This is a genomic window from Leptolyngbya sp. Heron Island J (assembly GCF_000482245.1).
Lineage (GTDB): Bacteria > Cyanobacteriota > Cyanobacteriia > Phormidesmidales > Phormidesmidaceae > Leptothoe.
This window is the reverse complement of the sequence record NZ_AWNH01000045.1, coordinates 64,752-76,439: the sequence shown is the minus strand read 5'-3', so window position 1 is coordinate 76,439 and position 11,688 is coordinate 64,752. Positions and strand designations below refer to the sequence as shown.

Annotated in this window: 13 protein-coding genes; 5 read left to right on the top strand and 8 right to left on the bottom strand. The window is 44.6% G+C overall.

Annotated features, from left to right (window positions below; translation table 11 throughout):
* Positions 1-19: 19 nt before the first annotated feature.
* On the bottom strand, positions 20-538 hold the full coding sequence (locus N836_RS53025; RefSeq protein WP_023072968.1) for a Ycf51 family protein: 519 nt from the start codon (positions 536-538) through the stop codon (positions 20-22).
* A gap of 178 nt (positions 539-716) precedes the next feature.
* On the opposite strand from N836_RS53025, the gene N836_RS53020 reads away from it, so the two are divergent.
* Entirely contained in the window at positions 717-2,129 is a 1,413-nt protein-coding gene (locus N836_RS53020; RefSeq protein ID WP_023072967.1) for a phospholipase D-like domain-containing protein, read from the top strand.
* A 4-nt stretch (positions 2,130-2,133) separates the two neighbouring features.
* Here the strand turns inward: N836_RS53020 and N836_RS53015 are convergent, their stop codons facing one another.
* Complete coding sequence (locus N836_RS53015; protein ID WP_327058702.1) at positions 2,134-3,246, bottom strand: glycosyltransferase; 1,113 nt, start codon at positions 3,244-3,246, stop codon at positions 2,134-2,136.
* An 88-nt stretch (positions 3,247-3,334) separates the two neighbouring features.
* On the opposite strand from N836_RS53015, the gene N836_RS53010 reads away from it, so the two are divergent.
* The 3 genes from N836_RS53010 (at position 3,335) to tatA (ending at position 4,418) form a co-directional block, all read left to right on the top strand.
* Positions 3,335-3,628: a hypothetical protein gene (locus tag N836_RS53010; protein WP_023072965.1), complete on the top strand. Its 294-nt coding sequence runs from the start codon at positions 3,335-3,337 to the stop codon at positions 3,626-3,628.
* A gap of 169 nt (positions 3,629-3,797) precedes the next feature.
* Positions 3,798-4,151: a hypothetical protein gene (locus N836_RS53005; protein WP_023072964.1), complete on the top strand. Its 354-nt coding sequence runs from the start codon at positions 3,798-3,800 to the stop codon at positions 4,149-4,151.
* Between the two features lie 78 nt (positions 4,152-4,229).
* Positions 4,230-4,418, top strand: coding sequence for a twin-arginine translocase TatA/TatE family subunit (gene tatA, locus N836_RS53000; RefSeq protein WP_023072963.1), 189 nt, complete (start codon positions 4,230-4,232; stop codon positions 4,416-4,418).
* Positions 4,419-4,583: 165 nt separating this feature from the next.
* Here the strand turns inward: tatA and purB are convergent, their stop codons facing one another.
* The 3 genes from purB to pdxR form a co-directional block, all read right to left on the bottom strand.
* A complete protein-coding gene (purB, locus tag N836_RS52995; RefSeq protein ID WP_023072962.1) occupies positions 4,584-5,909 on the bottom strand; it encodes an adenylosuccinate lyase in 1,326 nt (441 codons plus the stop codon).
* A 397-nt stretch (positions 5,910-6,306) separates the two neighbouring features.
* Complete coding sequence (locus N836_RS76530; protein ID WP_161634970.1) at positions 6,307-6,471, bottom strand: hypothetical protein; 165 nt, start codon at positions 6,469-6,471, stop codon at positions 6,307-6,309.
* A gap of 142 nt (positions 6,472-6,613) precedes the next feature.
* Positions 6,614-8,068 (bottom strand): MocR-like pyridoxine biosynthesis transcription factor PdxR, encoded by a 1,455-nt coding sequence (gene pdxR / locus N836_RS52985; RefSeq protein ID WP_023072960.1) that lies wholly within the window; start codon positions 8,066-8,068, stop codon positions 6,614-6,616.
* Positions 8,069-8,182: 114 nt separating this feature from the next.
* Between pdxR and N836_RS52980 the strand changes: the two genes are divergently transcribed.
* Complete coding sequence (locus N836_RS52980; protein ID WP_023072959.1) at positions 8,183-8,836, top strand: pyridoxamine 5'-phosphate oxidase family protein; 654 nt, start codon at positions 8,183-8,185, stop codon at positions 8,834-8,836.
* Here the strand turns inward: N836_RS52980 and N836_RS52975 are convergent.
* From N836_RS52975 to N836_RS52965, 3 genes are read right to left on the bottom strand one after another with little or no spacing between them, the layout of a single operon-like run.
* On the bottom strand, positions 8,813-9,979 hold the full coding sequence (locus tag N836_RS52975) for a class I SAM-dependent methyltransferase (protein WP_023072958.1): 1,167 nt from the start codon (positions 9,977-9,979) through the stop codon (positions 8,813-8,815). The genes N836_RS52980 and N836_RS52975 overlap by 24 nt on opposite strands.
* A 13-nt stretch (positions 9,980-9,992) precedes the next feature.
* Complete coding sequence (locus tag N836_RS52970) at positions 9,993-11,141, bottom strand: hypothetical protein (RefSeq protein WP_023072957.1); 1,149 nt, start codon at positions 11,139-11,141, stop codon at positions 9,993-9,995.
* The gene (locus N836_RS52965; protein WP_023072956.1) at positions 11,125-11,646 is read right to left on the bottom strand and encodes a hypothetical protein; all 522 of its coding nucleotides are present in this window, start codon (positions 11,644-11,646) and stop codon (positions 11,125-11,127) included. Before N836_RS52965 ends, N836_RS52970 begins: the two co-directional genes overlap by 17 nt.
* Positions 11,647-11,688 lie beyond the last annotated feature (42 nt).

The following is an 11,688-nucleotide window of genomic DNA, read 5'->3' as shown; positions in this document are numbered from 1 at the left end:
TAGCCTATCCCACTTCAGGCTAACTGTCCTGGAGTGCCGCTCGCGTCTTAGCCAATGCAGAACGAGATAGCGTAATGCTATAGCCTGACTCTGACTGCGCATCCGGCTGAATTTGACCCACATATAGTAAATCTGAGATGCCGGGATCACGGTGAACAATGGTGCGGGCCCGCACCATAGGCGTCTGGCCACCACCCCCTAATCGACTGGGATTAAATGAATTGACTGCTGCCTGTTGCAATGTTGCCTCTAGCTCAGCATCTGTAATGTCCGCAGGAACTGAAATCACAAGCTGAGCGGCCCCGGAATCATAAACAGTGGTGTAGGGCACTGAGCCTTTAATTGTAGTGGTAATTAAAGGCTGAAAACTAAGGCCAAACAGCCCTGCTGTCAGTACACCACAGAATCCGGTTACACCGACTAGCCTAAAGCGAATACCCCACTTGGCAATAAACGCCAGTGCTGCCAATGCTGCAAAAGCTAGCGTGGTGAGACCCATCCACTTGGTTGCTTCTAAAAAGAATTCAGGAGTTGGCATAGCAAACTAGCGCTTTTGATGTGTAATCAGCATAACTCGATTAATCGTATCAGTGGACACCTTTTCATGGGTCAATACCTTTTGAATAACAGGTTATTTCCTTGCTTTCAATCATTAGGTTAGACCGTTCTATGGTGAGGGCTCACTAAATACTGTCTAGAGAATTTATCGAGATGCAATGCTGAAACGATCTCAAGTGGTGTATCTCAGCTTGTCTACCGTTGTCTTGGCAGGGCTGGGGCTGGGTTACCTGGGTTGGAAAAGCAGAGAAGAGCTACAGCCCTTACCTCAAGATCCCCATGTTCAAGTGTTCTTTAACCAGTCGGAAACCAGCCGCTATCAAGACCCCTATCGGCGTATGCGTCGGTCTGGGGATAATCTTGAACAGGTCTTGCTTGATGCCATTAACCAGGCGACTATGTCCGTTGATGTAGCTGTGCAGGAACTAAATCTGCCGCAGGTGGCCAATGCTTTGATTGAGCAGGCTCGGGCTGGGATAACCGTGCGGGTGATTTTAGAGCATCAGTACAGTGACCCATGGAGTCAGCGCGATCGCAACTGGATTCGCCAACAGGATGATTACAGCCGCGGCAAATACGAAAATTTGTGGGCATTTGGTGACATTGATGGCAACGGTCATGTTTCGTTAGATGAAGCCGCCCAACGCGATGCCATTCTGATGCTACGTCAGGCTGATATCCCGATTGTGGATGACACTGATGACGGCACCAAGGGCAGCGGACTGATGCATCACAAGTTCATCGTTGTCGATCAGCGTCGCGTCATTACTGGAACTGCCAACTTTACCCTGTCTGGTATGCATGGAGACTGGCTGATTCCCGAAAGCCTGGGTAATGCTAATGCCCTGCTAGATATTCAAAGTCCGGAGCTAGCAGCAGCCTACACCCATGAATTTGATCTGATGTGGGGCGATGGCCCTGGCATCCAGCCCAATAGCCTATTTGGTTCTCCAAAACCAGCCCGCCCACCCAAAATCATTGCCCTTCCCAATAGCCAAATTACGGTCCAGTTTTCACCGCACCGAGCTGATGCACCACGTGAGCAAACCACTAATGGTGTCATTGCTCAGACCTTGAGCCAAGCCAGTCAATCCGTTGATTTAGCCTTATTTGTCTTTACCGATCAGGGGATTGTCGATACGCTTGCTGCCCGTCCTAATCTGCGACTACGCACCTTGATCGATCGGAGTTTTATCTATCGTTACCACAGCGAAGCCCTGGACATGTTGGGGATGGCCTTACCTGATCATCGTTGTAACTATGAAACAGATAATCGACCATGGCGTACGGCTCTTAAAACTGTCGGTTATCCAGTATTGGCAGACGGTGACAAACTGCATCATAAATTTGCCCTATTGGATGATCGGACTGTGATTATCGGGTCTCACAACTGGAGTAAGGCTGCTAATCATAAGAATGACGAGAACTTGTTAATCATTGAGAATAGAACAGTTGCCCAACATTTTAAGCAGGAGTTTGAGCGCCTCTATCATCGCTCTGAGTTGGGGCGTACAGATGCTCTCGTGATGCAAATAAAAAAGATGCGAGAGAAATGTGGCGGGAGAGCATAGTGTTTTAAGTCTTTGCTTTTCTTAGTTTTACTAGTTTTGACTGAAGGCGTTTATAAAACAGATAAACCCGTCGCTGTCGGGTGAGGCTAGGAATATCTGAAGGGTACTGCTGTCGATAGTCAAAGAACTGGTTGAGTTCAATCAAAATGGTCTCTAATCGAGGAACTAATTGCTTGGAACGGTAGGGTTCAAAAAAACTTTCGGGCAGATTGTTGGGCTGCCAGTTTTCCAACACCGTTGTAATTCGTTGGATGTCATAGCCAGTGGCATACCCTGCAATTTTATGACAATTAGCACCAGGGTCGAGATAGTCGGCCAGGGCGTGATTGATGCTAGAGAACACCTGACAGCCGCAGGCCAAAGCTTCCATCGGTGGTAAACCAAACCCTTCCGTCAAACGATACTGGACCCAGTACTCAGCTGAGTCGTAGAGATAAATCTTGGCTCGATTAAATAAAGCCATCAGATCATCTACAAATGAGTCAATCACAACAACATTGAATTGTTGTTGTAGTTGGGGTACGAGTTGTCGATTTACATACTCAGACGATTTCCTGGCTTGTACTAGGATGTCAATATCGCGATTAGTCTGGCGATTGGTGACTTCTGCAGGGAGCTGATTAGGTAGCCAGTAGATGAGGGAGTTTTGCGATCGCGATCCCCAATACCCCATCGTATTACGACTGACAGAAAGGATTGGAACCTCAGGAGGGACTGAAAAGCCATAGCCGGAACTATGGGCATGATACACCACATGACAACGAGAGAGTTTCTTCAGCTGTCTAGGAACATCAAATCCCCAGCTAACAACAAAAATATAATGATTAAGATTCACCCTCTGTAAAAGATCATCAATAAATGGATGATTCTCTTCTCGTTGACGATACGTAACAACTTCAACTTCGCAAATCTGTTTAGCTAACTTAATCGTATTTAATTCCGCAAAAAGACCGCCACAATAAAATGAGCGAGTAGTTCCCGGTAGGAGAAAATAGAGCTTTCTCATCGCAAACGAGGTACAGACCGCCCAGTATTTTACAGGATGAGTGCGATAGACATCAGGTTGACTGTTCTCCCACTCTTCATACTCAACGATTACCTCTATTAGTTTCGTCAATAGATCCCATCTATCTTATGCTTTGATGATTCAAAAAATCATACATAGATTAGGGAGTATGCAATCGCTACTCCATCAGGAGGTTTCCATGAATACTTATCCCTCCAACTTCCAAGAACTTGAAGTCAAGCGTCGGCAACTAGAAAGACTGTGGCAGCCCACCCCAGTAGAGCGCCTCAGACAAAAATCCGGTCACTTGCTACGCGCAGCTGGTCAGTGGTTAGTGCAATCCCTCACTGAAGGTAATCAGCTCCGGATTTGGCTTAAAGAGACTAAAAAGGGTAGTTACTGGTGTGTATATGACCCAAGCTGTGGTCTACACCGCCAGTTTGATTCCGAAGAAGCGCTGCGTGTATGGCTAGAACAGCGCTACAGTAGCTAGTACTTTAGCTTAGCTTTGTAATCTGTATCAGGATTTGCAAGGCTAAGCTAAGTATTCTGAAAACTTCTAAAGTGTTTCAAAGTACATTGATTTTTGCAACCGTTACACACCCTCTCCAAAAGCTAGCGATTCAATAAAGATATAGGTCGCTCAAAGGGATGCTGTAACTATGAATATTAAGCTTGTTGTTACTAATGCAATATTAGGCACATTGGCCATAGCTTTGGCTGGGTATGCTCAGGACAATATCAACGCTCATAGTCATCATTTGTCAGACATACAAGCACAGACCTGTCCAGTGTTTCTTAATGACAGTACGTTGGTCAATGATAGCAACAATCAGCGCTTAGCTGTTCCAGTACGTCCCAATGAAGTCCTAGATCTGACCCTCCTTTGTTACAGTGGACCATCAGAAATATCTGAGTCAGAGCGCCTTGGAACAGATGTCAACTATCGTCCTGCTGAGACACCGCAATCAGCGACGCAATTTGACCAGCTGCCTCAAGATCGCGTTGAATTTTGAGTGCCCATTTCACTTGCAATGCAGCTAATGCTTCGATTGACTACGGTATAGTAGTTGAAACATCCATGGGAAAGTGCCATGTTCGGTTTAGGTTGGCCAGAGGTAGGCATTATTGCCATTGTCGCTGTCTTAATTTTTGGACCCAAAAAAATTCCTGAGTTGGGTAATGCTCTTGGGAAAACTCTACGAGGATTCAAAGAGGAGATGGATGCTGAATCAGCTGACTTCGAAGATGCGGACTATGTTGAGGATACGGAACAAACATAATTGATCCAAGTCTATAGATTTGGTAGGTACACGGTTGGAGCTACCTACTACTAGCAAGCGTCTAGTGAGCATATAGTAGGCATTACAGGGAAGTGGTTTACCATCTCCCTGTTTTTTTATGGTAGGGGGCTTCCCATATGAGTTGCCCCACCAAAGGAAATTCACCTATATCCCTAATCGTTGGTAAACCTTATCTAAATTTCTGAGTTGATAGTCAGGGTTAAACGCTGCTTTAATTTCCTCCGGTGATAAATTTTCCTTTACCTGAGGATCTTGAGAAATTAACCCATAAAAGTCACCACCCTCAACATTCCATGCTGCATGCGCACAGCGTTGAACAATGCGATAGGCATCTTCCCGAGTAATCCCTTTTTCTACGAGAGACAGCAACACCCGCTGGCTAAATACAACACCGCCATACATATTCATATTGCGCTTCATGTTTTCGGGGTAAACCTGCAGGTTTTGCACGAGTTTAGTTGTTTCTACCAGCATAAAGTGCATCAGAATACAGCTATCAGGGAAGATAACCCGCTCTACGGAACTATGAGAAATATCACGCTCATGCCATAGCGCAACATTTTCTAATGCAGCCAAAGCATTAGTACGAATAATTCGTGCCAGGCCAGTCAAACGCTCAGATTTAATTGGATTGCGCTTATGGGGCATAGCCGAGGAGCCTTTTTGACCCTTGGCAAAAAATTCTTCAACCTCTAGCACATCGGTGCGTTGGAGGTTACGAATTTCGACTGCAAACCGCTCGATCGAGGCAGCTAATCCCGCTAAGGTCGTCATGAATTCTGCATGGATATCTCGAGAAATGACCTGGGTGGAGGCCGTATCAGGCTTTAATCCAAGCTTCTGACAGGTTAGAGCCTCAATTTCTGGATCAATATTGGCATAGGTACCCACGGCTCCCGAAATTTGTCCAACGGCAATTTCGTCTTGAATACGACATAGACGTTCACGGTGGCGTAATACCTCAGCTAGCCACCCTGCCAACTTAACGCCAAAAGTCATGGGTTCAGCATGAATACCATGAGAACGCCCAATCATCACAGTATTACGGTGGTCCTGAGCCTTGTTGCGAATGACCTGAATTAATTTTTCCACATGGGATAAAAGTATCTTGTGACTAGCGACAATCTGTAGAGATAGTGCTGTATCTAATACATCAGAGCTAGTCATACCCAAGTGGATATAACGACCTGCATCGCCAACGTACTCGTTGACATTAGTCAAAAATGCAATTACATCGTGGCGAACTTCGGCTTCAATTTCCAAAATTCTTGCCACATCAAATTTTGCCTTGGCTTTGATTTCATCCACCGCTGCTTGAGGAATACGGCCCAGTTCGGCTTGGGCCTCACAGACGGCGATCTCAACCTGTAGCCAGGTTTTGAATTTATATTCATCGGTCCAGAGTTCGCCCATCTCGGGCAGGGTGTAACGTTCAATCAAAACTAGTGTCGCAGAATACAACCGATCCATTGTAAGGGTGCATTTGCCGGTTGCTAGGTCAAAGTTAAGAATAGTGAGGATTTGATTACATGTTTGCTAATCATATGAATGAGCTAAAACTAGGATGCACCATTCTAGGGCAGACAGTTTGTCAGGCATGACATGAAGTGATGATGTATGCCAGGTTTAATCTGATACATCTCTAGTCTATGTAATCCAATCTCACCACTTAACTTCCCCATAGCTTAGACGCAGCCAGTGCAACCTATCTGTTTACTCACTGATTGGCACCATTTCACCTAGAGCTAATTAGAGGATGGTGTTGATTGAGTCAATAGGAGAATAAATGATTACCCCTAGTAGCTCATCAGAACTGCTAGGGGTAATTGTTCTTTAGAAGTAAAGCTGCTCAACAAATCGCTCTTTGTTAATCGATTTCAATCGACTCAAAAGCATTTAGTACAGACCAAGATAAGCGTGTTGCTACAGTGGCAAGCACAATAATCAAAGCCATGGTTAGGACCGCATAGGGCATGTGCAGCCCAAACAAAATCATGCTGATAAGTAGCAGGGCAAGCAGTGTAATATCCAAAGCCTTGTCCTCAAATGTTGCTATCAATTTTAATATTAGATATTTTCTCCACGGAGTATTAGTCTAGGCAAAAAACTTATCAATGGTTCACGTTCCTGCAAACTCAAGCATGGCGTCATCAATCGTAGAGACGAATGTTAGATTATGTCCGTAATGCCTTAAAAACTCGGTGTATGCCTTCTTCTATCTGCGCTTCATTCATAAGCGTGTAGCCAAATACGAACTCCCCTGTATTACTGGGTACTTCATAGTGCACACGAGCGCTACATATTTCTACACCAACACCTGCTGCTCTTGCGATTACCTCATCATCACTTAGGCTAACCGGTAGTTTTGCCATCACATGGAGACCAGCACTATCACCCAAAATTTCCACGTCCGTACCGAAGTACGTATGTAAAGCGTTGACTAATGCCTCACGTCGTTGTGCATAACACAAACGCATTTTACGAATATGGCGTTCTAGATGACCATCTATAATGAACTCACTCAATGCGTATTGAGTCAGGCTGGGTGATTGACGGTCGGCTAGCCACTTAGCTGTACCAAATACGTTGACTAAAGTCTCTGGCAATACTAGATAACCAAGACGGATACTGGGAAACAAGACCTTGGAAAATGTGCCTACATATAGTACAGATGCATGACTATCCAGCCCTTGCAGAGATGGAATCGGTCGGCCACCATAACGGTATTCACTATCATAATCATCTTCAACAATCAGTGCTCCTGTCCTCCAAGCCCACTGCAATAACGCTAATCGTCGATGTAATGACATTAATACGCCTGTGGGGAACTGATGAGAAGGGGTGACGTAGACTAATCGAGGGGAGACATCATACTCTGATAATTTATCAACAATCAGCCCATCACGGTCTAATGGTATAGGCAACAGTTTTGCTCCACTCGCTTTCAATATATGTCGTGCACCCCGATAGCCAGGTTCTTCAATAGCAATACTATCGTCAGGATTTACCAATAATTGGGTAATCAGATTTAATGCCTGCTGACTGCCGTTAGTAACAATTACTTGATTAGGTGTGCAGCGGACAGCACGTGAATGTTGCAGATAGTCTGCTAAAGCCTTGCGTAAGTGCCAGTAGCCCAAAGAATTTTCAGCATAGTCAAGCCATTGGGTTGTTGCCCGACAGTGTTTTGATAACAGTTTTCGCCATAGTTCTACTGGAAACAGCTCTAGGGCAGGCTGTCCGTAGCGAAAGCTAATCTCACAAGACTTTCTAAAGGTTCTAAACTGTGCCTGCTTTATCCGCTGGCCATTGATAGATAGGGTGATTGGAACATCGGTCTGATGTTGGCAATTCACTATTCCTACTTCTAAGGATATTTCTGGTAACTGGCTGCATACATAGGTGCCTGACCCTGGTCGAGTCTCCAGGTAACCTTCACTGATTAACTGATCGTAGCCTTGGATGACCGTTGTTCGTGATAAACTTAAAGACTTAGCTAGCATCCGTGAGGAAGGCAGACGTTGCCCAGACCTTAGCCGCCCTGAGAGTATCGCCAATCGTAGTTGACTATAAATCTGCTGATGCAGAGGCGCTGGCAACGCAGCATCAATAACTAACGCCAATTCCATGGGTGATTATCAAAATTGGACTGATAATTAAATCTTAAATTGGTTCTAGCCAGAGACCAATTAGCAAAGTTAATGTAGCGGTTGAATTGTTGTTCTTTAGACAGAGGTAAAGATATGAGAGCAGCACGTACTCGGATAAAGCGTGTACCTAAGCGAGGGCATTACGATCTTGAAACAGTTTATTCTATCCTAGACGCTGGCCTAATTTGTCACATAGGGTTTGTCGTAGACGAGCAAGCATATGTAATTCCTACGGCCTATGGTCGTGAGGATGATCGATTGTTTATTCACGGCTCACCGGCCAGTCGTATGCTGAAAACGTTGCAGCAGGGGATTGAGGTGTGTGTCACAGTAACATTACTAGATGGACTAGTATTGGCTCGATCAGCAATGCATCATTCGATGAACTATCGCTCAGTAATGTTATTTGGAACAGCAGAGTTGGTCAGTGAACAGAAGCAAAGACAACAGGCACTCTATGCATTGACAGAACATATTATGCCAGGACGATGGGCTGAAACGCGAGATCCGAATGAACAAGAACTGCAAGCAACAACTGTATTGGCGCTGCCAATTAATGAGGCATCGGCAAAGATTAGAACAGGACCACCGACCGATGATGCCGCTGATTATGAGTTACCTTATTGGGCTGGAGTGATTCCTTTGAGGCTACAGCCAGGAGAGCCAATTGTAGATCCCAAACTGTCTGATGGCATTGAAATACCAGTGCATTTGGAACAGTATTTAACCCAAAGGCGGTATGGTTAGTCCCTTTAAGGTAGGCTTATCGGTTAATCTCTTGCTTTGAATCAACACCCCAAAGGTGCCGAGCCCTATAGGGCTCATATCCATGAGCTGATGAAGAACCTGGCGTCGCTGAATAAGTTGGTTAAAGCTATCAGGTCCAGGAGTGATTGTTTGGGTGAGAGTTGCAATTCGCTCGCCAAGACCAAGTGCCATAAGTAAGAGCCCCTGTTGGGTAAAGCCCAGGGGGGCAAGGCCAACTTTTACACCGTAACGTTCCAAAGCAGTAAAATCTACATGAGTAGTTAAATCTTGTTGGCCGATGTTGACGTAAGGATCGTCGTGATGACGGTGCTGATAATAACATTTGAGAGTACCCTGATGGCGGGCGGGGCTGTAATATCGTTGGGCAGTGTGGCCGTAGTCAATTGTTAGTAGAAAGCCTCTATCAATCTTGTTGGCAACAGTATCTAACCAATCAAGGGCAGCCAGATTGACCTCGGTGCGATAACTATCAGGATAGGCGTCAGTAAGCAGATCTATACCGATCAGCTTGAAGTATTCGAGTAATCTATTGCTGGACAAGGGACCCAGTGTTTCGTGTAAAGTATTGTCTTCGACAGTAACGTAGACTTCTCTAAGCTGGTTGTCGTGTTTTTGAATCACATGAACAGGGAACGCATCAATCAGTTCGTTGGAGAAGAGACACCCCGTAATTGGTGGAAGGTTTTCCAAAGTACTCCAGCTTACTTTCTCGTGGGTTAAAAGTTTTTGCTGTAAGGTTCGTAATATGGGAGATTTTTCAATAATGATGTAACGAAGTGCTGTATAGCAATCGGGGTGGTTTTGCTGTAGATGAGCGAGGACATCACCTGCAATCAGACCTTGACCTGCGCCTATTTCAACCAAGTGGAATGGAGTCGGTTGATCAAGTGAGCACCACATGTCTGCAAATTGAACAGCAAGGAGTTCGCCGAAATCATGACCCAGGTGAGGGGATGTAATAAAATCTCCCTCAGGTCCTAGAACAGATGCCTTAGTTGTGTAGTAACCATAACTAGGATGATAGAGGACAAGGTCCATATAGGACGCAAAGGTAATCTGTTGTTGTGGGGCAGACTGAATATGTGCAGTGATAGTAGTGATCAGGTCGGAGGTAGGCGTCATTAAAAAGTCGGCTTTAGTTGGCTTTAGATTGAAAATTAGCAGGCTCAAGTGGGTAGTCCTGTTTGCCAGTTACCATAACCCATGTGAAGAGAGCAAGACAGCTAATCCATAATAGGCAACTAATCCATAATCCAGCTATAGGAATGCCAACGTGTTCACCCAGATAGTAAGCTAAACCGGAGAACGAGTGACCTAAGGAAAAGCTAAGAGTAAGGGTAAGTGCCCAGCAGCCAATGAGTAGCCACACCCATCGACGGAACAAGGAAATCAGAATAGGGCTAAACCAGCCAAGCTGTGACCAAGGGATAAACGCTAAATAAGCTACGGCATTTGCATTAAAAGGAATATTTAAGAGTAAAACGTTGGATAAGTGAAAAACACAGGCTATAGTGAGCCATACATACCAAGCGTTACGCCAGAACATAGCGATTAAAAAGCCTAGTTCAAAGATTACAGCTGATGTATCTACTAGCTCCCAAAGTAGCGGTAAATCTAGACCCACAATCAGTGGAGCCAGTAAGTGGGTGCGACCGAAACTAAAGTAGCCGGAATATAGCCAGCTGAGGAAACCACTGGTAGATAAGTCGAAATCGACCCAGATAAGAGCTTTGCCAAAGCCTGCTGAAAAAAAACTAAATGAGATTAGTATGGCTAGCAGCCAAAGATTGTCTTGAGGTGGTTCAGGTTCAGGTAGGTTGCGGTTTTTGTAAAAGAGAAAATGATCAACTGAAACATATCTGCCCCAGTCTTTAAAGCACATTACCAGTAGCACGCAGAGATAAAGCACTGCGTCATGATCAATTTTCCCAAGAGAATATTGAAAACTGTTAGCAACGATTAAGAGCAGCAACAGGGAAAATGTTGAAAATCGTGTGGCTAAACCGATTAATAGAGTAATCGTGAAAATTGCGATTAAGAAATCAATGCTATAGAAAAAAAACTGATGCGGGAAGCTGGAGAATAAAGACGATAGGCTGAGAATTGGTGGATTGTAAAACGCATTGGGGATCGTGCCGATCCAGCTAAAGTTACTCCATTTGAAGAATAAAATAAACAAACAAAAGATTATTCGAAATAAACAAAGAGATTGAGTGTCAATGCGGGTTGCTTGTTTGAGTTGTTCTTCTAAGAAATATAATGAGTTACTAACGAAGTTCAACATCTGTTTGTTCGGTAATCTCATTTTCTATTATCATTCTTTTATCAATATCGAATAGGGTTCTGACTTGTTGAACCCTCAGTTTCTCTGTTTCTGGCATCTCCAACTCAATTAGTCGTGCCTTCATCCAGTCCAGAGCTGCTATTCGCTCTTCGGGAGAGGCTTCTAGTATGGTTGTAGCACTCAGTGTCCAAATGCCTACTGAAAAGCTTCTGGATTTTGGTTGACTGAGACCAAAGCCATTACGGGCAATGTGGGTCCAATATTGATGAGGAATTGTATTGAAAAATTGACGTGGATCGAGGAACTGTTCAGTACCATCATTGCCAATGGCAAGGAGTTCGGTTTTATAAAATCTGAGCACTCCTTCTGAGGTCGATATTTTTGTTGCTCCTGATGGTTGTAAAACGGCTGGATATGGCTCAAGACTATTACTGACTTCGCGTAGAAGAAACGGCAGAATTAAGCCCAATAAAATGATTAATCGTAGGACTAGCTTTTTTGTCACTTCTGCCTCGCTAGTAAATTTTTCCTATCTTAGCGATTCTAA

What these genes read in the sequence shown, in the direction of transcription:
- N836_RS52970 (WP_023072957.1), bottom strand. Translation starts at nt 11,141, where the DNA reads ATGTTGAACTTCGTTAGTAACTCATTATATTTCTTAGAAGAACAACTC.
- N836_RS52980 (WP_023072959.1), top strand. Translation starts at nt 8,183, where the DNA reads ATGAGAGCAGCACGTACTCGGATAAAGCGTGTACCTAAGCGAGGGCAT.
- tatA (WP_023072963.1), top strand. Translation starts at nt 4,230, where the DNA reads ATGTTCGGTTTAGGTTGGCCAGAGGTAGGCATTATTGCCATTGTCGCT.
- N836_RS53005 (WP_023072964.1), top strand. Translation starts at nt 3,798, where the DNA reads ATGAATATTAAGCTTGTTGTTACTAATGCAATATTAGGCACATTGGCC.
- N836_RS53025 (WP_023072968.1), bottom strand. Translation starts at nt 538, where the DNA reads ATGCCAACTCCTGAATTCTTTTTAGAAGCAACCAAGTGGATGGGTCTC.
- N836_RS53010 (WP_023072965.1), top strand. Translation starts at nt 3,335, where the DNA reads ATGAATACTTATCCCTCCAACTTCCAAGAACTTGAAGTCAAGCGTCGG.
- pdxR (WP_023072960.1), bottom strand. Translation starts at nt 8,068, where the DNA reads ATGGAATTGGCGTTAGTTATTGATGCTGCGTTGCCAGCGCCTCTGCAT.
- N836_RS53020 (WP_023072967.1), top strand. Translation starts at nt 717, where the DNA reads ATGCTGAAACGATCTCAAGTGGTGTATCTCAGCTTGTCTACCGTTGTC.
- N836_RS52975 (WP_023072958.1), bottom strand. Translation starts at nt 9,979, where the DNA reads ATGACGCCTACCTCCGACCTGATCACTACTATCACTGCACATATTCAG.
- purB (WP_023072962.1), bottom strand. Translation starts at nt 5,909, where the DNA reads ATGGATCGGTTGTATTCTGCGACACTAGTTTTGATTGAACGTTACACC.